The 22,032-nt window shown below is 53.4% G+C and carries 17 protein-coding genes; 6 read left to right on the forward strand and 11 right to left on the reverse strand.

Annotated features, from left to right (window positions below; all coding sequences use genetic code 11):
• Positions 1-35: 35 nt before the first annotated feature.
• From CRO74_RS09850 to CRO74_RS09860, 3 genes are read right to left on the reverse strand one after another with little or no spacing between them, the layout of a single operon-like run.
• The gene (locus CRO74_RS09850) at positions 36-2,282 is read right to left on the reverse strand and encodes a xanthine dehydrogenase family protein molybdopterin-binding subunit (RefSeq protein ID WP_097125774.1); all 2,247 of its coding nucleotides are present in this window, start codon (positions 2,280-2,282) and stop codon (positions 36-38) included.
• Positions 2,279-3,274, reverse strand: a complete 996-nt coding sequence (locus CRO74_RS09855) for an FAD binding domain-containing protein (RefSeq protein ID WP_097125775.1) — start codon at positions 3,272-3,274, stop codon at positions 2,279-2,281. Before CRO74_RS09855 ends, CRO74_RS09850 begins: the two co-directional genes overlap by 4 nt.
• Positions 3,271-3,807 (reverse strand): (2Fe-2S)-binding protein, encoded by a 537-nt coding sequence (locus tag CRO74_RS09860; protein ID WP_179830156.1) that lies wholly within the window; start codon positions 3,805-3,807, stop codon positions 3,271-3,273. The genes CRO74_RS09855 and CRO74_RS09860 overlap by 4 nt, the downstream gene beginning before the upstream one ends.
• Before the next feature lie 219 nt (positions 3,808-4,026).
• On the opposite strand from CRO74_RS09860, the gene CRO74_RS09865 reads away from it, so the two are divergent.
• On the forward strand, positions 4,027-4,992 hold the full coding sequence (locus CRO74_RS09865) for a YihY/virulence factor BrkB family protein (protein ID WP_097126084.1): 966 nt from the start codon (positions 4,027-4,029) through the stop codon (positions 4,990-4,992).
• A 21-nt stretch (positions 4,993-5,013) separates the two neighbouring features.
• On the opposite strand, the gene CRO74_RS09870 is transcribed toward CRO74_RS09865, so the two are convergent.
• The 3 genes from CRO74_RS09870 to CRO74_RS09880 all read right to left on the reverse strand — a co-directional run bounded on the left by CRO74_RS09870 (position 5,014) and on the right by CRO74_RS09880 (position 8,599).
• On the reverse strand, positions 5,014-6,846 hold the full coding sequence (locus tag CRO74_RS09870; RefSeq protein WP_245877795.1) for an STN and carboxypeptidase regulatory-like domain-containing protein: 1,833 nt from the start codon (positions 6,844-6,846) through the stop codon (positions 5,014-5,016).
• Between the two features lie 77 nt (positions 6,847-6,923).
• The gene (locus CRO74_RS09875; protein WP_097125777.1) at positions 6,924-7,979 is read right to left on the reverse strand and encodes a FecR family protein; all 1,056 of its coding nucleotides are present in this window, start codon (positions 7,977-7,979) and stop codon (positions 6,924-6,926) included.
• Positions 7,958-8,599, reverse strand: a complete 642-nt coding sequence (locus CRO74_RS09880) for an RNA polymerase sigma-70 factor (RefSeq protein ID WP_097125778.1) — start codon at positions 8,597-8,599, stop codon at positions 7,958-7,960. The genes CRO74_RS09875 and CRO74_RS09880 overlap by 22 nt, the downstream gene beginning before the upstream one ends.
• Before the next feature lie 197 nt (positions 8,600-8,796).
• Here CRO74_RS09880 and CRO74_RS09885 point away from each other — a divergent pair, with 197 nt between their 5' ends.
• The gene (locus tag CRO74_RS09885; RefSeq protein ID WP_097125779.1) at positions 8,797-11,178 is read left to right on the forward strand and encodes a TonB-dependent receptor; all 2,382 of its coding nucleotides are present in this window, start codon (positions 8,797-8,799) and stop codon (positions 11,176-11,178) included.
• A gap of 4 nt (positions 11,179-11,182) precedes the next feature.
• Here CRO74_RS09885 and murI read toward each other — a convergent pair whose 3' ends face one another.
• The 3 genes from murI to alaS form a co-directional block, all read right to left on the reverse strand.
• A complete protein-coding gene (murI, locus tag CRO74_RS09890; protein ID WP_097125780.1) occupies positions 11,183-12,010 on the reverse strand; it encodes a glutamate racemase in 828 nt (275 codons plus the stop codon).
• Between the two features lie 24 nt (positions 12,011-12,034).
• On the reverse strand, positions 12,035-12,568 hold the full coding sequence (locus CRO74_RS32295; protein ID WP_097125781.1) for a serine acetyltransferase: 534 nt from the start codon (positions 12,566-12,568) through the stop codon (positions 12,035-12,037).
• 381 nt (positions 12,569-12,949) lie between these two features.
• Positions 12,950-15,622 (reverse strand): alanine--tRNA ligase, encoded by a 2,673-nt coding sequence (gene alaS, locus CRO74_RS09900; RefSeq protein ID WP_097125782.1) that lies wholly within the window; start codon positions 15,620-15,622, stop codon positions 12,950-12,952.
• Between the two features lie 53 nt (positions 15,623-15,675).
• Here alaS and CRO74_RS09905 point away from each other — a divergent pair, with 53 nt between their 5' ends.
• Positions 15,676-16,062, forward strand: a complete 387-nt coding sequence (locus CRO74_RS09905) for a MerR family transcriptional regulator (RefSeq protein ID WP_245877796.1) — start codon at positions 15,676-15,678, stop codon at positions 16,060-16,062.
• 40 nt (positions 16,063-16,102) lie between these two features.
• On the opposite strand, the gene CRO74_RS09910 is transcribed toward CRO74_RS09905, so the two are convergent.
• The gene (locus CRO74_RS09910) at positions 16,103-16,603 is read right to left on the reverse strand and encodes a YdeI/OmpD-associated family protein (protein ID WP_097125783.1); all 501 of its coding nucleotides are present in this window, start codon (positions 16,601-16,603) and stop codon (positions 16,103-16,105) included.
• Between the two features lie 186 nt (positions 16,604-16,789).
• Between CRO74_RS09910 and dprA the strand changes: the two genes are divergently transcribed.
• From dprA to CRO74_RS09925, 3 genes are all read left to right on the forward strand, one after another.
• Positions 16,790-17,902 carry a DNA-processing protein DprA gene (dprA, locus tag CRO74_RS09915; protein ID WP_097125784.1) on the forward strand — a complete coding sequence of 371 codons (1,113 nt, stop codon included), beginning with the start codon at positions 16,790-16,792 and terminating at the stop codon, positions 17,900-17,902.
• A gap of 77 nt (positions 17,903-17,979) precedes the next feature.
• A complete protein-coding gene (locus tag CRO74_RS09920) occupies positions 17,980-18,972 on the forward strand; it encodes a glycoside hydrolase family 43 protein (protein WP_097125785.1) in 993 nt (330 codons plus the stop codon).
• A 98-nt stretch (positions 18,973-19,070) separates the two neighbouring features.
• Positions 19,071-19,205 carry a 30S ribosomal protein THX gene (locus CRO74_RS09925; RefSeq protein WP_097125786.1) on the forward strand — a complete coding sequence of 45 codons (135 nt, stop codon included), beginning with the start codon at positions 19,071-19,073 and terminating at the stop codon, positions 19,203-19,205.
• A gap of 82 nt (positions 19,206-19,287) precedes the next feature.
• On the opposite strand, the gene CRO74_RS09930 is transcribed toward CRO74_RS09925, so the two are convergent.
• Positions 19,288-21,927: a putative glycosyltransferase family protein gene (locus CRO74_RS09930; protein ID WP_097125787.1), complete on the reverse strand. Its 2,640-nt coding sequence runs from the start codon at positions 21,925-21,927 to the stop codon at positions 19,288-19,290.
• Between the last annotated feature and the right edge of the window lie 105 nt (positions 21,928-22,032).

A 22,032-nucleotide genomic window follows, 5' to 3' on the forward strand; every position in this document is an offset into this window, starting at 1 on the left:
CGTTTGTCCCATCTGTTTTTTTATACTCCACGAATTTACAACAGCGCATCCAGTCGGATCGGCAAATCCCTTACCCGGCGACCGGTGGCGTGGAAAATAGCGTTGGCAATGGCGGCTGGCATGCCCACAATACCGATCTCACCAAGTCCCTTTACACCCAGCGGGTTAACAACATCATCATGCTCTTCCACGAAAATAACATCGAGGTCGTGAATGTCGGCGTTGACCGCTACGTGGTACTCGGCGAGGTTATGATTCATAAACCGACCAAAGTTGTGATCCATAACACTCTCCTCTTCGAGGGCTTTGCTGAGACCCCAGACCATGCCGCCCAGAATCTGACTGCGGGCCGTTTTGGGGTTCAGGATACGGCCACCCGCAACGGCGGTCACGGCGCGGGTTACCTTAACCGTTCCAAGATCTTCGTCGACCATGACCTCTACGAAAACAGCCGAGTGCGTAGCGCGCGAGAAATTTCTCTGTTTCAGTGCATTTGGCAGCCCGGTCGATGTTTCGCGAACGGCTTTTCCACCATTCAAATCAACGAGCGTTTGCAGAGAAACCGCTACGTTCGGATCGTTTTTGAGCCGCATGTGCTTGTCGGAGAAGGTGATATCTTCCCACTTTGCCCCCTTAAAAAGCGAATCGGGCATATTCTTCGCCAGCTTCAGTAGGCTTTTCCCCACTTCCTGACACACAGTCTGTACCGCCGTCCCAACGGTAGCCGCCGTCCAGGAACCGCCCGAAATGGGGGCCACCGGCATGTCGGTATCGCCTAATTTGAACAACACATCGCTAATGGGCAGGCCAAGTGTATCGGCGGCAATCTGGGTCATAATCGTGTAGGTACCCGTACCAATATCGGCGGTAGCACTGCTTACCCGGAGTTTTCCATTCACCATCAGAACGGCTTCGGCACGGGCGGGCATCTGGTTGGCCTCCCACATGCCGGTGGCCATTCCCCAGCCAATCAGGTTATGGTCTTTCTTCATGGAGCGCGGTTCCATGTTGCGGCTCGGCCAGCCAAAGCGTTCGGCCCCCTGCCGGTAACACTCCCGTAACTCCTTGCTGGAATAGGGCTTGTTTTGATTGTAATCGTGATCGGTATAATTTTTCAGCCGCAACTGAAGCGGGTCCATGCCTAGGTTGTAGGCCAGTTCGTCCATGGCCACTTCCAGCGCCGACATCCCCGTTACACCCCCCGGCGCCCGCATATCGAGCGGACTGTATACGTCCAGCGGCACCAGTTTATAATCCAGCGTAACGTTTTCGGGCGGGTAAAGCTGGCCACCCCAGTTTACGACCACTTCTGTATAATCCTCAAACTTCGAGGTTTCGCTCATCGCATCGTGATAAAGCGCGTTCATGGACCCATCAGCCAAAGCGCCAAGCGCCACTTGCTGCACGGTGGCCGGGCGATGACCAAACGTAAACATCTGCTGGCGCGTCAACGAAACCCGTACCGAACGCTTCAGTTCACGAGCCGCCATCACGGCCATGAATAGCTGGTATTGCGGACGTAACCCCGAACCAAATCCACCACCCATGTACGGCGAAAGTACCCGAACATCGCTGAATGGGATGTTGAACACCTGGGTCACGTACAGGATGCTGTTCGTTACGCCCTGTGTTTTGTCATAAATGGTCAGCTTGCCATTTTTCTCGTACGACACCGTCGTGGCAAACAGTTCCATCGGATTGTGGTGCTCGGCCGAATGCACATAGCGTCCGGCTACTTTATTCGGATCTTCGGCATAAACCCGGTCAAAATCGCCACGGGGCTTAGGTGGCGGTGGCTTTAACAGATCCGCAACGCCATGCTTGGGCTTTCGGGCTTTATGCAGGTTAGCCTCCAGGTCGGTTTCGTGCGTAAGTTCTTCGTACTCGACCCGTACCAGCGTGGCGGCATAGCGCGCCAACTCGAAGGTTTCTGCAACGACCAGCGCAATGGGCTGGCCGCTGTATTTTATGGTTGCATTATGCAGGGGTCGGAACGGTGCCCCCGGTGGAGCATCCTGATCTTTGTAACTGATGTCGAACCAGGCCAGTTTGGGCCGGTTTTCGTGCGTGAACACCTGTAGCACACCCTCCAGACTGAGGGCATCACTGGCATCGAACGACTTTATCTTGCCTTTGGTAATGGCGCTGGAGATCACCACGCCATAAGCCAGATCAGGCACATTGAATTCGGCCGCATATTTGGCCTTGCCCGTCACTTTTTCGACCCCGTCGACGCGGTTAATGGGCTTTCCTATTGTATTGGTAACTAGTGGCGTACTCATGCGGTTGGTTCAAGTTTAGCGGCCTGGCCCAATGCGCGCACAATAACGCGTTTTGCCAGTTCGATTTTAAATGCGTTATGTTCATAGCCCTGTGCGCCAGCCAGTAGTAATTCGGCTGCGGCCTGGAAGTTTTCCTTATTGGCGGGTTTTCCGACCAGCGCGGCTTCGGCTTCGGGCTTGCGCCAGGGTTTGTGTGCTACCCCGCCCAGGGCAATCCGGGCAGCGGTGATCGTTCCGCCTTCCATCTCCAGAGCAGCCGCCACCGACACCAACGCAAAGGCATACGAGGCCCGGTCGCGGAGTTTCAGATACTGGAAGTATTCCGGAAATCCTCTGGCGGGGAGGTCTATCGCGGTGATCAGTTCGCCGGGTTCGAGGGTGTTGTCGATGTTGGGGGTATCGCCGGGTAAGCGATGAAAGTCCGCAAATGGGATGGTCCGTTCGCCGTTACTGCCCGTTACCCGAACTTCCGCTTCGAGAGCCGCCAGCGCCACGCACATGTCGGATGGGTGGGTGGCGATGCAGTGATTGCTCGCGCCCAGAATGGCATGAATTCGGTTGTAGCCGTTAAGAGCTGAGCAACCGGAACCCGGTTCGCGCTTGTTGCAGGGCGTGGCCGTATCATAAAAATAGTAGCAACGGGTGCGTTGCAACAGGTTTCCGCCATCGGTAGCCATGTTCCGCAACTGGGGCGATGCCCCCGCCAGAATTGCCTGCGACAACAACGGGTATCGTTGAATAACCTGCTCATTATAAGCCGTATCGGCATTGGTGACAAGCGCCCCTAAACGAAGACCGCCATCTACATTGTCGGAAATGGTGGTCAGCGGCAGCCGGGTAATGTCGATCAGGTGCGTTGGATGCTCCACATTTTCCTTCATCAGGTCGAGGAGATTGGTGCCCCCGGCAATGAATTTGGCAGTTGGCTCCGATGCCCGTTCGCGTACGGCGGTATCTACGGCATCCGTTCGGAAGTAGGTGAAGCTATTCATGCGTTTTTCTGGTTCATAACATCCTCAATGGCATCCACGATGTTCGTGTAGGCCCCACACCGGCAGATATTACCGCTCATCAACTCTTTAATATCGGCAGTCGTTTTTGCTTTGCCTTCGTTCATCAGCCCTACTGCCGAACAGATCTGGCCGGGTGTGCAATAGCCACACTGAAACGCATCGTGCTCGATAAACGCCTTTTGCAGGGGATGCAGCTGACTTGCGTTGCCTTCGGTCGGCGCGATCCCTTCGATCGTTGTGATCTGGGCACCTTCCTGCATAATGGCGAGCGTGAGGCAGGAGTTGATGCGTTTACCATTTATCAACACAGTACAGGCCCCGCACTGGCCGTGGTCGCAACCTTTTTTGGTACCGGTCAGGTCCATATACTCCCGCAGCGCATCGAGCAGGGTTGTCCAGGGGGAGATTTGCAATTCGGTGTCTTTGCCGTTGACCGTAAGTTTTACCGAGTGAACGGGAGGCAGGGAAGGGGGCCGCACATCGGGCGGGTAGGTTTCTACAGCAGGATTCATAGCAGTTGAAGTAAGTCGAGATATAGTGTCGAAACACGTGTATAGGTCGGTTGTTTGAAAATCTAAATGAATGGGAAAATATCCTGAATGATCAATCCACCTGCTTTTCCGAAACCGGAAAGCCAACAACTCCCCTGCATTCTGGTTGTTTCTGTAGACACCAGCCGTCTATCCGTATGGGTGACGCCTATCGGTGCCGATGTAAACCACTCAACGACCATGACCGCCAACACACTTAAACTCTTCTTTACCAACGCCTGGATTGTTATCAGAGACGCCTTCAATGGTTTTCTGAACGACCGGTGTTTGAAGCTAAGCGCAGCACTGGCGTATTACACTGTCTTTTCGCTGGCCCCATTATTGGTACTAATCATTTCGGTAGTGAGCATCTTTTTGGGGCAGGATGCCATTCAGGGGCAGATTTTCTCCCAAATAAACGGACTGGTGGGCAACGAAGCCGCCAAACAGATTCAGGACATGATCAAAAGCGTGAGTCTGTCGGGGAAGACAAATACCGCGCTGGCCATTGGTATCCTTACACTCGTCATTGGTGCTACCAGTATATTCGTCGAAATACAGGATTCCGTCAACATGATCTGGCGGGTGAAAGCGAAACCCAAACGGGGCTGGCTAAAACTCATTAAAGACCGGCTTCTATCGTCGTCACTAGTCGTTAGTTTGGGCTTTCTACTGCTGGTTTCGCTGATCGTCAATGGCATCATCCTGGCCATGAGCGACTTCTTATCCCGCTATTTGCCCGGCATCGGCGTTTACCTGGTCAGTGCTTTTAATTTCCTGATCAGCACGGCCGTTGTGAGCGTTTTATTCGCCATCATTTTTAAAGTGCTGCCCGATGCCAAGATTTCCTGGAAAGATGTGCGATGGGGTGCCTTTTTCACGGCCTTGCTCTTCATGCTGGGCCGGTACCTGATTGGGTTGTACATCGAAACAACCAGCACCAGTTCAGCCTACGGGGCCGCCGGGTCGCTCATCGTGATCCTGACCTGGATTTACTACACAGCGGCTATTCTGTACTTCGGGGCGGAGTTTACCCAGGCGTATGCCAACCATTTCGGGATAAAAATCGAACCGGCGGACTATGCCGTGTACGTCGAACAAACCGAGCGGGAACGGGATGTGGCGGTAATACCCATCGATAAAAAGGTAGAAGAAAGTAACAAATAGTCGTAGCAAACTACCCTGCTCTTACGAATTTCCGAACCGGAGCCCGACCTGAAAACCTACCCAACCCCAGTGGCGGCTGGTACTGAACGCATCCGTGCCATTGGAGAAAAGCGGAACGCTGGGCCGCCGGGTGGGTGGAGTGGTGTCGTCGCCACTGAAATACCAGTTGAGCGATGGTCCGTAGGCGAGGGACAGGTGCCTGCTTAGTTTTGTTTCGAAGAGGGTGCTCAGGCGAATCTGATTGTTCCAGCCACCATTGTCTGGTTGGTTAAAGTAGAAATGATGATGGTGCGTTCCTTCCAGCGTGAACAGGGTCGACCGCGACAGTACGAAGCCCGTACCCAGTCCATAGCCCGCCGTCAGATCGGCACTTCCCTCCCGCCCAAAATTAGACCCTGCCGAAATAATATTGTAGAACCGTCGAACGCCCGTTCGGTAGGTCAGGTTGAGCAGATTGATTTCCGTAGCGGCCACTTCGAACCGCCGGAAGCCCCCTTTCTGCACATGGCTAAACAGACCAATCGGGATATTACCTGCCGAATCGGCCAGGTTGATCAGACCAATTTGGTGCCCGCCCTGCACCGACCGTGCACGGTTGACGATTCCGCTCACCTGCCAGCCCTGAACATCGCCCACGGCTAAATTGGCAATTCCCGCCAGTTGAAGCCCTTTTACTGACTTCCCCGCTACGTTGAACAACCCGCCAACCTGAACGATATTCGTCAGCTCACCGGCGTTGGCATTGAACAGACCGCCTAGTTGAACACCCTGCGCCTGTTTCACATTAACGTTGAATAACCCGCCCGCCTGTACGCCCTGTACCATACCCCCATTGAGATTAAACAGGCCACCAAGCTGCACGCCACTTACGTTGCCCCCTACTATATTCCCAATGCCGCCCGCCTGAAAACCAGTCACATCCGACCGGACAAGGTTGAACAAACCACCCACTTCAAAGGCCCGAACGCCGAACGAATACCCAATCAAGGCATTGACCGAGATGCGGTTGCTGATGCGTCCGCTCAGGCGGTGATTGGTACCGATAAAGGGCAAAAACGACACCTGCCAGTCGCGGTAGAGGGTATCCCGGCTCAGGTTCACATCGTGGATGGATTGCTGGGCCGATACGAAAAACCGGGTGATACCATCGCGGCCTTTATCAAGGATGGATTTTGGCCGCGTCTGCGCTGTGGAATCCAGTTCTGGAGCAGGTAGGTCGACCGTTACGGCGGCCAGTGTATTCACCGGCCGGGTCGTATCTTCCGACACCCGAATGGGCAGCGTTTCCAGCGACAGCCGGGGCGGAACGGGTGTCATCCGGATACTCACGGAATGCGAAGTCCGCGAGCGAATCAGGACGGTTTCGCCCACGTAAGCCTGCTTCCGAACGTCGAGCCGCACCGCCGGGAGGTCGGTTGGCAAGCGAAGGCGGTAGTAGCCGAAGGGGTTGCTGACAGTAGAGGCCAGGGTCGTTTTTTCGAAAATACTGGCCTGTGCAATTCGTTCGCCGGTTTGCTCGTCCAGAATATAGCCGTCGAGGAGAAAGTTTTTCGGACTTGATTCAGGCGCGTCGGTACGAACCAGAATGACATAATTTCCCCGCGACTTAAACGTCATCTGGCTTTGAAAGACCCGGTTCAGCACCTCCCGAACGGGCGCGTTCGTCAGTCGGACAGTTACCACAGCTTTCCCGTCGATGCGGGCGGGGTTGTACGAAAACTCAAACCGTCCGGCCCGGCTAATCTCACGAAGGGCGTTTTCAAGCGTTGCGTTTCGAATGTCGACCGTAATCAGACGTTCGAGTGGCGGTACGCCTTGGGCAAATGCGTACGATTGAGCAAGAAGACAGAGCAAAAGGAGACAAGATCGAAGCGAATTCATCAGAAGGTTCTTTTTTTACCTCATGACAGCCGTATGCCGGTTTCCCCCTATCACTGGCAGCCATTTCCGTCTAAAATTACCTGTTTGCCCACGTAGCGCAGCTGTAGACCAAGCGTTTCGGCGGTCACATTCAGCACGGTTTCCAGGGGCGTTTTCTCGAAACGGGTCGTTAGCAGGCAGTTGCCGAGTTTGGCATTGGCCAGTTGAACATCAGCATTGTAATATTGATTGATGGCCTGAATAACATCGCGCAGCGGTTCTTTCTCGAACACCAGCACCCCCGTTTTATACGCAAACGCGTTTGGGGAAGCCGGTAGCCGTCGAATGGTATCGCCCGAAGCCTCAAAGGTGGCTTGTTGGTTTTTCGTCAGCAAAACAGCTTTGCGCCCCCTCGAAAACCGCACCTTCCCCGTCTGAACGGCCACGCTGACATTGGCGTCGTACGCCCGAACGGTAAACGAAGTGCCCAACACCTGAACTACACTGTTGCGGGCGTCGATATGAAACGGCCGGGTGGAATCAGAAGTCACCTCGAAGAAAGCTTCACCCGTCAGGGTAACGTCCCGGCGTTCCTCCGCAAAAGCCGTCGGGTACCGCAGCGTCGAATGCCGGTTCAGTAAAATATGGGTGCCATCGGGCAGAGTCTTGCTGATTGGCTGCTCATTGGCGGTTAGCACCACGATGCCTTCGGCTGGATGATGATGCCCGTAGAACCGGAGTTTTAACGTCAGCCAGCCCATACCCGCTACCAGCGTCAGCAGGGCAGCAATCCGCCACAACGACGCTGCGCCGAACACACGCTGTTCCGGTTGCGGGACAGGCATCGGTTTGACAACCGGCTCTTGTCGTCTGACCGGATTTCGGTCCGACACCCGCATCTTTTGCTGAAGGGACCGCCAGGCTGCGTCGGTATCGACTTCGGTGGAGTCTGGCTTTGCCGCATCCCAGATGTGTTCGAACCGGGTAAAATCGTCGGGGCTGGGTTGTGTGGGGCCATCCTCGGTGGAGGCCAGCCACTGCCTCACCCGCGCCGATTCGGCTGGATCGGTTTCGCCCGCCAGAAACTTACCCAGCAGGGCGTCGTCTATGGGTTGTTGATCGGCCATTGCTCAGGGTGACTTAGTAGCCACAGGATTAAAACAGGTAAATATTCACTCAGTTCAGTACGTAAAATGCGTAGGGCTTTCCCGATCTGGTTTTCAACGGTTTTAATTGAAATACCCAGTTGATCGGCAATTTCCCCATATTTCAACTCGTCGAACCGACTTAACGTAAACGCCAGCCGACATTGTTCGGGTAATTTCTGAATGGCCCGCTGAAGCCGGTCAGACAGTTCGTGGCCCAGGAGCGTCTGCATGGGCGACTCCACCAGCGTTTCGCCCAGGTAGCGGGTATGCTCGCGGTGCTCATCCCGAACAGAAACGTGCTTGATTCGATTCAGGCATCGGTTATGTACGGCCCGGTACAAATAAGCTTTCAGCGAAATGGCAATGCTTATGTTCTCCCGCTTTTCCCAAACGGTCAAAAACATAGCCTGCACTTCCTCCTCGGCCTCGTCGGGGTCGGGCACCAGTTGCCGGGCATAGCGGCAAAGAGGTGCGTAGTACTGCCGAAAGACAGACTCGAACGCACGCTCATTGCCATCGCGAATGGCCGAAAGGATATCCTGCTCGTTCGGTAGCACAACGAAAGGCTTTTGGATGATAGGAGGCTGTAAAGCTATCATTTTTCGCGGAACACACAGTTGGTTGGCCCTATGACAATTAGCAGACGGTATACCCCTACGAGTGTTGAAAATTTATTTTTTGTGTAGTACCGACCGTAGGCCCGGCGACGCTCGGTACTACACAAAAAACAACATCGGGCATAGGGGTAAATCGGTATAGGCCTGTCAGGAAGGCAAATCAATCCAATCCATCAGCCATGAATCTCGCTTTTCGGTGCTTCATTCTCGTTTCTCTTCTGACCTCGTCACTACTTCATGCTCAATCATTCACCCAGACCATCCGGGGCACGGTTGTCGACCAAAGTCTGCAAACGCCCCTGCCCGGTGCAGCCGTTACGCTCCTCAACAGTTCACCCCTAAAAGGAGCCAGTACCGATGCCAGCGGGCAGTTTCGGCTCACTCAGGTTCCTGTGGGTCGGCAAACGCTGCAAATAAGCGTTGTGGGTTATAAGACCGCTACCCTGCAAAACATCACGGTCGATGCGGGGAAAGAGCTGGTGCTGACCGTTTCCCTGGAAGAGGCCGTCAGCCAGTTATCGGAAGTAACGGTAAAGCCGACGGTCGACAAGGATAAACCTCTCAACGAGATGGCTACCGTGTCGGCCCGGACGTTTTCGGTGGAAGAAACGCAGAAATTTGCGGCCGCCGTGAACGACCCAGCCCGGATGGCTACCGCGTATGCCGGGGTTGTGGGTGCCGATGATGGCGGCAACTCGATTGTTATTCGGGGAAACGCCCCTAACGGACTTCTGTGGCGCATGGAGGGCGTCGAAATCCCCAACCCGAATCACTTCTCGAATCTGGGCGCGGCTGGCGGGGGCATCTCCATCCTCAGCGCCCAGCTCCTGGCCAATTCCGATTTTCTCACCGGTGCCTTCCCTGCCGAATACGGCAATGCATTGTCCGGCGTATTTGACCTGAAACTTCGCCGGGGCAACACGACCAAACGGGAGTACACCATTCAGGCCGGGGTGCTGGGCGTCGATCTGGCGGCCGAAGGACCCATTGCCAAAGGGTATGGTGGTTCATTCCTGGTCAACTACCGGTACTCGACCCTGGGTTTGATCTCAAAACTAGGCGTCGACATTGGCACCGGCGACCGGGTGTTTCAGGATTTGTCGTTCAACGTGTATTTGCCAACCCGGAAAGCGGGTACGTTCACGCTATTTGGCTTTGGCGGCCTCAGCAGCAGCAAAATCGACGCCCCGGCCGATTCGACAAAATGGTCGTCAGACTATGACAGTTATAATGAAGATTTTCGGGCGAATACAGGTGCCATCGGCCTCACGCATACCCTGCCCATTGGTCGGAAAGCTGTACTGAAAACGGTACTGCTGGCTTCCGGGTATGAAAACCGGTACCGAAGTGCTCGCCTGGAACCGGCCTTTGACTATACTCCTTCGGAACGAAATGACGAATCGTTTTTAACGCAGAAGCGGATTCTTTCGACCACCCTCACGTATAAACTCACTCCCCGGCACACGTTCCGAACCGGCCTGATTGGGGCGCAGCTACGTTATGATCTGTCGCAGAAATCGTGGGAAGCGGAGCGTCAGCGGCTACTGACCCGCGTTCGTGTGAACGACCAAACCAGCACGCTGCAAGCATTCGGGCAGTGGAATTACCGACTGTCGGAGCAGCTAACCATGAATGCAGGGGTGCATTACCTTCATTTGGCACTCAATGGTACATCGAGTCTGGAACCACGCGGTTCGGTACGCTGGGCCTTTTCGCCCGACAAATCGGTCAGCCTGGGTTACGGGCTGCACAGTCAGTTGCAGAATCCGGCTACGTATTTTGTGCTGCCTGCTGAGCCGTCGGAGAATACGGCATCTAACCGAAATCTTGGTTTCAGCCGATCCCACCAGTATGTGCTTGCCTATGACCAGCGGCTCAACAGCCGGAGTGACGGCCCGCCCTTACGGCTGAAAGTTGAGACGTATTACCAGCATCTGGTCAATATTCCGATCAGTGCCGGCCAGCATGACGCCTTTTCGATCATCAACCAATTCGACGGCCTCACCGACAGGCCCTTGATCAACACAGGCATTGGCCGAAATTACGGGCTGGAACTCACGCTGGAACAGTTCCTGATTCAGGCAGCCTCCGGAAACAGTTTGTACTTTCTGCTGTCGTCGTCGCTGTATAGTTCCGAGTATCAGGGGTCGGACCAGATCTGGCGAAGTACCCGCTGGAATGGCCGACATGCTCAGAGCTTATTGATCGGCAGGGAATGGGTATCTGGGGCGAATGTATTCGGCATAAACCTGAAAATGAGCTACTACGGCGGGTACCGGTATACCCCCGTTGCCATTGCCGAATCGAAGCGGCTGGGCGAAACCGTTTTTGTCGATGACCAGTCCTATACCGAACAGCTTCCCGAATATTTGCGCCCCGACATTCGCTTAAGCTGGAAGAAAAACCGCACCCATTCGACCCGAACCCTCTCCCTCGATTTACAGAATGCTATCAACCGCAAAAACGTTTTCGGTTATTATTTCGACCCGGCCAGTGGTCTGGTCAGAACCAGTTATGCCAATGGCCTGATTCCCGTTCTGAGCTATCGGGTTGCGTTTTGAGGTCTTACAAAGCCAGATGCACTGACTGAACAGGCTGCCCATAAAAAACGGTGGCCTGCCGGTCAAAATCCTCGGTTGAATCTGTGGTCAGGAAGGTTCGCTGACCCTGTTTACTGCATTGCGCTTCTATTTCAGGGTGACGAACGAGGTAATCGGACAGGCTATTGGAAACGATGCCGCCCTGACTCAAAATGGTCGCGTTGGGTGGCGCAAGCTGTCTTATCTTATCAAGCAACAGTGGGTAGTGAGTACAGGCCAGCAGGATTGTGTCAATGTCGGGGGATTGTGTCAGCAGGCGATCGATGTGTTGTTTGACGAAGTAGTCGGCACCGGGGCTGGCATACTCGCCATTTTCGACCAGCGGCACCCACATCGGGCACGCTTCCTGAAAAACGCGCAAGTCGGGGAAGAACTTCTCAATTTCAACCACATACGACTCGGACGTTACGGTTCCACGCGTTGCTAACACCCCCACCTGACCGGTTTTCGAATAGTTGCCAATCACTTCGGTTGTTGGCCGGATAACGCCCAAAACGCGCCGATCCGGGTGTTGTACAGGTAAATCGAGCTGCTGAATATTCCGCAGTGCTTTGGCCGACGCAGTATTACAGGCCAGAATGACCAATCGGCATCCCCGGTCGAACAGGTGCTGTACACATTCGAGGGTGTAGTGGTATACAGTGTCGAAGGAGCGGGTTCCGTAAGGCGTCCTGGCGTTGTCGCCCAGATAGATGTAATCGTACTGAGGTAGCTTTTTAACAATTTCCCGAAGAACGGTCAGGCCGCCGTAGCCGGAGTCAAATACGCCAATAGGTTGAGAGGTAATAGCCATTCTGTGCGGAGTGTCTAACGACGCCTATAGAATACTCTCTGTGACCTCTTTAACTTTAACAACACGAGCAGGATTTCCTACGACTACACAGTTCGGTGGAATACTCTTGATAACGATAGAGCCTGCCCCAATCGCTACATTATCGCCAATCTCTATTTCACCAATAATACATACGTGCGTGCCTATATCTACATTATTACCAATAATAGGAGCCCTGCCAATACTACCATCAGGATTGATGCGGATGCCAATGGTTGTCGAGTGTTTGATACTACAATTTTTTCCAATGATGGTTTGTCCATGTACCACCAGGCCCTGGCCATGTTGAAGTCTTAAGCCACTGCCTGCTTTTAAACTCCACGGTAGTTCAATGCCCAACACCCACTCTACAAAAAACCGATAGAAGAGTAAGTACCAGAAAAAGAGTATAATTAGAATTTTATTGCTTCGAGCCCATGTGGCTAAGCGAAATAGAGTTAACACAAACTGAGCCTTTACATTGCCTCGATTTGCCTTCCAATCCTGAAATATGTAATAACTGACATCAAGGTTATTCATGTAGTAGAATCTGTGGCCCAGGCCTTAGTATGAAACTTTCAATTGGCTTAAAATTACTTCTATGCGACTCTATTGTCGTTTGCCGGCAACTTGACAAAAAAGCTACTAAAAGTAATAGAAGTATATTTTTCAGATAGTCAAGAAACTCAGAGTATACGCTTTAGAAACAAAAATAGGCAATTTCGTATTTAAAATAATAATTAGTTCACTTCGCTTGATAGAGAATTGCTTGAATCTATAGGAAGACCATTGGTATGAGTAATCTGGCTATCACTTAGTTTTCATCCAGAAATGAGAACTAAGTGATAGCCAGTGATTTTCCTTTACAGATGATGGATATACTCGTGCCAGTTGACTTATTGCTGTGGCTTTCCAGTCAGTTTACCCCAGCAGTTCTTTCCCCTGCGCCAGAGCCGCATCGAGTCCCGACAAATCGGTGCCACCCGCCGTGGCGAAGAAGGGTTGGCCTCCCCCACCGCCTTTAATGTTTTTCGCCAGTTCTTTCACCACCTGACCGGCGTTCAGTTTCTTATCCTGAATGAGTGAATCGGGCAGCATGACCGCCAGTTGGGGCTTCCCGTTGATGTCGGCACCCAGCACCAGAGCCAGATTGTCGACCTTCGCTTTCAGGTCGTAGGCCAGTTGCTTAAGGGCATCGGCATTGGGAACCTCCACGCGCTCCACCAGACGGGAATGGCCCGGTCCGCCGTTGTGGTTTACCGCTTCGATTTTACCCAGAAGCTGATTTTTCAACTGCTGCACTTTCTCATTCTGCAAGGCTTCAACCTGTTTCTGCAAAGCCGTCCGTTCGTCGAGTAACGACTGAACCGCTTTCACAACGTCTTTGGGCGCTTTCAGCAGTTCTTTCAATTCAGAAACCACGGCCATCTGTTCGTTGACCAACGCTTCGGCACCCTTCGACGTTTTAGCCTCGACCCGGCGAATACCCGTCGATACTGAACCTTCACCCGTGAACTTGAACAGACCGATGTGGCCCGTTGCGGGTACGTGCGTTCCTCCGCAGAGTTCAACGGAATAGTTGGGATCGAACGTGATCACCCGAACGAAATCGCCGTACTTCTCCCCGAACAGGGCCGTTGCGCCTAATTCTTTGGCCTGACCGATGGGTACATTGCGTTTCTCGTCCAGCTTGATGTCCTCGCGGATTTTTTCATTTACAATCCGCTCCACTTCGGCAAGTTGCTCATCCGTCACTTTGCTGAAGTGCGAGAAGTCGAACCGTAATGCGTCCGGCCCAACGTACGAACCTTTCTGACCTACGTGCGTACCCAATACATCGCGCAGGGCAGCATGAAGCAGGTGCGTTGCCGAGTGGTTGCTGCTGGTGAGGCCGCGACGGGTGGTATTAATAACCGCATAGACCGAATCGGCTTCGGTGAGCAGTTCGTCGATGCCCATAACGTCCTGAACGATATGGATGGTCAGGTCATTTTCTTTTTTTGTATCCAGCACCGTCAGCGTCCCGATCTGGTCGGAGCCGGCAAACAATTCAAGCGTACCCGTATCACCAATCTGCCCGCCCGATTCAGCGTAGAATGGCGTTTTGTCGAGCACCACCTGAACCTGAGTACCCTGCTTGTTCTGAATCTTCCGGTATTTTACAATCTGGGCATACGCTTCGGGCTGATCATAGCCAACAAATTCAACGCGGTCGGTTTCGTTTACGTCGATCCAGTCACCTGCCAACGAGGACGCATCTTTCCGCGACCGGGCTTTTTGTTCCTGCAAGGCTTTCGAAAAACCGGCTTCATCAATCGTCAGACGCTTTTCGCGAGCGATCAGGGCGGTCAAATCGGCGGGGAAGCCGAAGGTGTCGTTCAATTCAAAAACTGTTTCGCCGGGAATTTCGGTCTTGCCTTCGGTCGTTAGCTGGCCGATGATCTGATCCAGGCGACCCAAACCCGTACCCAACGTCCGCAGAAACGAAATCTCCTCCTCCCGAATAACAGTAGCGACAAAATCGCGCTGGGCGGTGAGCTCGGGGAATACGTCGGCAAACTGCGTGGCGAGTGTCGGCACGAGTTTGGTCATGAATGGCTCGGTCAGGTTCAGGTACGAGTACCCGTACCGAATGGCCCGGCGCAGAATCCGCCGGATAACGTAACCCGCTTTGGCATTGGACGGCACCAGCCCGTCAGCAATGGCGAACGAAACGGCCCGAATGTGGTCGGCGATTACGCGCATGGCCACGTCGGTCATGCCGGTACCGGCGGTGTAGGCGATGCCCGAAATCTCTTCGATCACGTTTATCGTACCCGTAAATACGTCGGTGTCGTAGTTCGACCGTTTGTTCTGGATCGCCATGCACAGGCGTTCAAAACCCATGCCTGTATCGACATGCCGGGCAGGCAGCGGCTCCAGTGAACCATCCGCTTTGCGGTTGAACTGCATGAACACGAGGTTCCAGATTTCGACAACCTGCGGATGATCGGCGTTCACCAACTCTTTACCCGACTTTTCGGCAATCTCTTCGGGCGTACGCAGATCGACGTGAATTTCGGAGCAGGGGCCGCACGGACCCGTATCGCCCATTTCCCAGAAGTTATCTTTTTTGTTGCCGTAGATGATCCGGTCTTCGCCCACGATGGGTTTCCAGAGGTCGAATGCTTCCTGATCGAAGGGAACATTGTCTTTGGCATCGCCCTGAAACACCGACACGTACAGCCGGTCTTTCGGCAGTTTATAGACTTCCGTCAGCAGTTCCCACGCCCAGGTAATGGCTTCTTTCTTGAAATAATCACCGAACGACCAGTTTCCCAGCATTTCGAACATGGTGTGGTGGTAGGTATCGAACCCAACATCCTCAAGGTCGTTATGCTTACCGGATACGCGCAGGCATTTTTGGGTATCGGCTACCCGTTTTGACGGGGGCGTGCCGTTGCCCAGAAAGAAATCCTTGAATTGAGCCATGCCCGAGTTGTTGAACATCAGCGTCGGGTCGTTTTTGGCGACGAGCGGAGCAGAGGCAACAATCAGGTGTTGTTTAGACTGGAAGAAGTCGAGAAAATGCCGACGTATTTCGTGGGAAGTCATCATGTAGTTCACGTAAGTGCCGCAAATTTACGCCAAAACTTGCGTTTATTCCGATGGCTTTCCAAGTTTGCGGTATGGAAAACGGCAGTAAGTTGTATTACGGGATTAAGGAAGTAGCGGATATGTTTGCCATCAATGCCTCCAAACTACGGTATTACGAAAAAGAATTTCCGACCCTTCAGCCCAAAAAAAATCGCTCCGGCGACCGCATATACACCCAGGCCGACATCGACCATCTGAAAGAAATTCTGGAATTGACCAACGAAAAAGGCTACACCCTACCCGGTGCGCGGGAGTACCTCAAAATCAAAGAGTCCAACCAGCGCGAGCACGCTGTTTATATAAATAAGCTGAAACGCATTAAAACGTTTATGGAGAAAATGCGGGCTGGTCTGGATAAACCCCAGCCCGATCAGGAAAAAGAACCAGACGCTGACTGAATGGGTATCGCGTACGCCATTCCTGCCCTACTCCCATTGATTACTTACCTATTCTGACCAGCTTGTCGATTACTTGGGCGATACGTTCGACTTTCGTCTCCTCCGTTCTAGCCGAATAGATCCAGTCAATCAGAGTGCTTTGTTCGGTCTCCGGATACGTTAAAAAGGCTTTATAGGCCGCAGGTTCGTCCTGTAAACACAGGCGCAATTCTTCGGGAAGCTCGGTTGGCAGGTCATCGCCGTACAATATCACCTGAACGGAATCACCTGCCTGTTTCCCAATCTTTTTCCTGATTTCAGCCCGGACGGGCAAAAACAGATTGCCATTACCCATTGGCATCAAATGGTAGCGACTGATTGCAAAGCCATCAATCGTCCCCCGAACGCGAACCCACCCAAAATGCGCGTGTGGGTTCGGCAGTATTTCCGGGATAACGGCATAGGTCCAGCCACCTCTAACGGGGAATTTTTCGAGAACATACGCTTTGTTGACCAGGGGCGCTTCTGGATTTATGTCATTTTTTGCGTCAAAGTCGATCATCGCTAAAGTGCCACTAAGATCTGGTTTTGTTAAGTGTTAAATCCGGCTCCGGCCCGACCTAAATCTACCGAATTACAGCCAATCGTTCATCAATCCAGATCAAACTGGTTTTTCCCGTCAGAAAGCTGTAAGCTTGCAAACGTTACGCATACTGCCCGTTCGTATACATAACCTGATTCCTGTTTCGTGTCCACCGATACTCACCATCAAATTGCCCTGACGCTGGTTCCCGGCGTTGGCAGTATTTTAATCCGTCAGTTAATAAGCTACTGCGGCTCGGCCCCGGATGTCTTCCGGTCGCCACTGGCGCGGCTAATGAAAGTTCCCGGGGTTGGGGAGGTTACGGCCCGCGCTATTCTCAAACCCGGCAGTCTGACCGAGGCCGAACAAGTGCTCAGTCGGCTGGAGAAACTGGGTGCCACGGCCTTGTTTTACACCGATAAAGCCTACCCAACCCGACTTAAAACGCTGTACGACGCCCCCGCCCTGCTCTATTTTCAGGGTACGGGCAACCTGAATGCCCCGCGTACAATCGGGCTGGTGGGCACCCGGCAAGCCACGGATTATGGCCGTCGAATTACCAGTGAGATTGTTGAAGCGGTGGCACCTTTGGGTGTTCACGTCATTAGTGGCCTGGCGTATGGGATCGACATTGCCGCTCACCGGGCCAGCCTGACGCACAACCTGCCTACCATTGGGGTCATGGCCAGCGGACTGGATGTTATTTACCCGAACGTTCACCAGCGAACAGCCGGAGAAATGCTTGTTCAAGGTGGTTTACTCACGGAGAGTCGCCCCGGCACGAAACCGGATGCCCATTTATTCCCCGCCCGAAACCGGATCATTGCGGGCCTGAGCGACACCGTGGTTGTGGTGGAGGCAGCCGCCAAAGGGGGTGCGCTGATCACGGCCGAATACGCCAATAATTACCACCGTGAGGTGTTCGCCGTACCCGGCCAATTGAATCAGGCCTTCTCGGCGGGTTGCAACAAGCTCATCCGGGAGAACAAAGCCCAGATCTATACCAGCCCGAAAGACATCATCGAGGCCATGAACTGGGATCAATCCAGTGCGTCGGCCTCCCGAACGAAGACGGCCCCGGCTTTACCCGTGTCTATTACTGAAGAAGAAAGTCAGATTCTGGCTTTGCTCCGGCAAGTGACCGATCTGCACGTGGATGAGTTAAGCTGGAAAAGTCAGATTCCAATGGGTCGGCTGGCCTCCCTCCTGCTGACGCTGGAATTTCAGGGCTTTATCCGTTCGATGCCCGGGAAAAAGTACGCGGTGGTGTATAGTTGATGAGTGGCGTCCTCTGATTACGTTATTCGCGCTTTCGGCTTTACTTTTACGGCATTCCTAACAAACGTATACGCTGTATGTACCGCTTCAGTATCATTTTCCTGCTCATTACTCAACTTTCGATTTATTCATTCGCTCAGCGTTCGGCCTCGGCTGGTCGAAAAAGCGGCAACCCCATTTTTCCTGGGTGGTACGCCGACCCCGAAGGCGTCCTCTTCAAAAAACAATACTGGATTTACCCAACCTATTCGGCTCCTTACAACCAACAGGTCTTTTTCGACGCCTTCTCGTCGCCCGATTTAGTGAACTGGACAAAACATCCCCGCATTCTGGACTCTACCGCCGTTAAATGGGCGAAACGAGCCATGTGGGCACCCGCTATCGTTGAAAAAGGGGGCAAGTACTTCCTGTTTTTTGGTGCCAATGATATTCACGACGACAAAAAAGAAGTTGGCGGCATTGGCGTAGCCGTGGCCGACAATCCGGCCGGTCCGTTTCGTGATTACCTGGGCAAACCCCTCGTCGGGCAAATTCATAATGGCGCGCAACCCATCGACCAGTTTGCCTTTAAAGACAAAGACGGCCAGTATTATCTATACTATGGCGGCTGGGGTCACTGCAACATTGCCCGGCTAAAGGACGACTTTACGGGCTTCCTGCCCTTTCCCGATGGCACCATGTTCCGGGAAATCACGCCCAAAGGCTACGTCGAAGGTCCGACGATGTTTGTCCGGAAGGGTAAGTGTTACTTTATGTGGTCGGAAGGAGGCTGGACGGGGCCTGACTATTCGGTTGCGTATGCCGTAGCCGACTCACCTTTTGGGCCATTTGAGCGGGTGGGCAAAATTTTGCAGCAAGACCCCAGGGTAGCCACTGGAGCGGGCCACCACTCGGTTATTCAGGTTCCCGGCAAAGATGAGTGGTACATTGTGTATCACCGTCGCCCCTTGACTGAAACGGATGGCAACCACCGCGAAACCTGCATCGACAAAATGTATTTTGATGCCGATGGCAAGATAAAACCCGTCAAAATCACGGTTGAGGGCGTGGAAGCCCGGTTATTGAAGTAATCGATTACTCCCCAGCCAGTCGAAGTAAATGTACGTTGGAACAAAGCAAGCGGTTTTCATGTATTGTACAGTACACAAATCCAAAAACCGTTACGATTATGGGAAGGGGCGATATAAAGTCAAAGAGAGGTAAGATTGCCAGAGGTTCGTACGGTAAAACCCGTCCTAAGCAAGCAAATAAACCGGTTCCTGTCGCTAAACAGCCAGAAGCCGTACCAGAAGTAGAAGCCTGATGATATCTGTAATGCGACCGTCCCGGTCGGGTGTAAAGCAACTAAACTTACACCCGACCGGGACGGTCGCATTACAGATACACTAGCGGGACCTGGTCCCTTTTGGATTTGCTCCTCCCGATTTCGGTTTTGCTGATTCAGCGACGGGCGTTACCTCAACCGGGGTTACCGGCAGTACAGGTTCAGGCTTGTTTACAGGCTGCGTACGCCGGTTCCGGCCTTCGGCGAAGATGACAAAACCGATGAGACCAATCAGCAACACGTTGCAAATTAAGTCGATGGTATCGCCGGTATGCGCCAGCGGTGGGTCGAATCGAAACTCGATGGTATGTTTCCCGGCCGGAATCCGCAAAGCCCGCAGTACGTAGTTCGCCTGAAGATGGGGCACCGCTTTGCCATCAATGAATGCCTGCCAGTCCTCGTGTCCCCGGTAGTATATTTCCGAAAAAACAGCGAGGCCATCGCGGGTAGCATTTGCCGTATAGATCAACTTATCCGGGCGGTAGCTTGTCAGTTCAATAGTACTGCCTGTATGGTCCATCGTGGCGGGCAGATTACCAAGTTCAGCCGCGAACCGTTTATCGACAACGGCCGAATCCCGTGGATTGAGCGTTTTCATGGCCGCTAATTCTTCGTCTGCATTGGCTACCTGCTGCACCGTACCCACAAACCAGGCAGCACCGAGTACATCGGGATTAGGAATAACAACCGGCCCCGATTGCTGTTGCGGATTGGCGGGATCAGGCTGCCCCGGCTGAATCACGTATTTCGCATGCAGCATGTTCAGAATATGCAGCGTATTGTTCTGAAACGCATAATTGATCAACTCGTTATACCGCCGTAAGCGCGTCGTGTTATACCCACCAACGGATCGGTGGAAGTACGATGTCCGGTTCGTTTCCATAAACGAGCCCGTCTGATCGAACACGCGGTACCCCAGCGACTTATCCTGCAAAATCTGTTGATCGGCGGGCGTTGGTTCAAAGGGAACGCTTGCCGCAGCTTTCGAGACAAAATCAGCATTATTCAGGAAACGCTTATCGACCGAGAACAGGTCGAAAATTACAATCGCCAGGACAATCGGATAAAACAGCCCGGCTTTGATCTTATTCGTCAGGAACAACCACAGGGCCGCGGCTGTCAGAAGGATCAGGATAACCGACCGAAACGCATCGGCCCGCAACAGGCTCTGCCGGTCACTAATGAGCGCCGACTGAAACTCGCGACCCGCTTCGCCAAAAATTCTGGACAGCATATCAGCGTCACCGGGTGACTGGAAGCTAAAGAGGGCACCACCCATCACCGCCAGAATAAGCGCCACACCAGCCGTTAGGCACAGACTAATGAGCAAGGGCTGTCGGAGTTGAGCCAGAGTCAGCTTTTGTGTGATGATCGTCTGAAGTCCCAGCACAGCGCCAGCCGCAAAGAATAGCTGCGCCAAACAAAACGCCATAGTCATGGCCCGAAACTTATTGAGGTAAGGCAGATAGTCGAACAGGAACTCGTTGAAGAACAGTAGGTTTTTACCCCAGGCCAGCATAATCATCAGCACGGCAGCGCTCAGCAACCACCACCGGATTGGCCCCCGGATGACGAACAACCCCAGCACAAACAGGAATAACAGAGCCGCCCCGGCATACGCGGGACCGCCCACGATTGGTTGGTCGCCCCAGTAAGTTGGCGCACCGAGTTCAGCCATTTGCTTAGCTGCCGCCGGGTCAATGCCGCGACTGGCCATCGCTTTGTAAAATTCAGAATCGGTCGTTAAGCCGCCCCCCGCCGACGATCCGCCCGCAGCATTCGGGACGAGGAGCGTCAATGTTTCGGCTTTGCCATAACTATAGGTAAAGGCGTAATTTTTATCCAGTCCCCCTTTTGATTCGCTGGCTGGCGCTTTTCCGTCGGGGTTCGTCGTCTTAGCCGTCAGTTCCGACTTACCACGAATGGTCTCTTTAGTGTACTGGTTCAGTACCAGTACCCGCTTGGCAAAACTCCCGGCACCCAGCGCACCGGCAATAGCCAGTGTGGCCAGCCCTAACGCCAGCTGCCGTCCTTTTCCGGCGCGAATCAGGGCAACACTTTCAAAAAGTACATACAGGCCCACCGTCATGAACAGGTAGTAGGTAATCTGGATGTGGTTGGCGCCAAACTCCATACAGGTAAAAAAGCCCATCAGCGCAGCCCCAAGCAGGTACCGGCCCCGCAGCGCCAGAATTACCCCGGCCAGTACACCGGCTCCGTAACCCAGTGCGAATAATTTTGACACGTGCCCTGCTTCGAGACTGACAATACTGAATGTCCCGAACCCATAAGCAACGGCTCCCAATACCGAGAGCCAGGGATTACAGCCGAGTACAACCAGCAGCACGTACATGCTCAGGAGTACCACGAAAATGACGTTGGCCGTGTTGGGCAGTGCTTCCACAACTCCCATTACGGCTTTGTAGACCAGAATATAGGGGTACCGATAATCAATCATGTAGGCGGGCATTCCGCTAAAGACGGCGTCGGTCCATTGCGGCTTCTCGCCGGTTTGTTTGGCGATTTCGCGGATTTCGCGGGCCGATGCCACGGATTCCTGCACATCGTGCATGGCGAGCGTTTTACCGGACATGACCGGCGAGAAATAAATAACGGCCAGCACAAAAAGCCCAAGCACGGCAATCAGGTGTGGGACCAGGCCGGTACGCCGGTTCGGTTGTAAAAGGGTTGGTTGGTTCATAAAATCAACAGGTACGTAGCCCAAAGATACATGTTTGTACTAAAACGGATAACGTGCCAGGATGATTGTTAAACTGGAAAGGCTGGAGGGGCTGGCAGTCGGTAA

The organism is Spirosoma fluviale (genome assembly GCF_900230225.1).
GTDB lineage: Bacteria > Bacteroidota > Bacteroidia > Cytophagales > Spirosomataceae > Spirosoma > Spirosoma fluviale.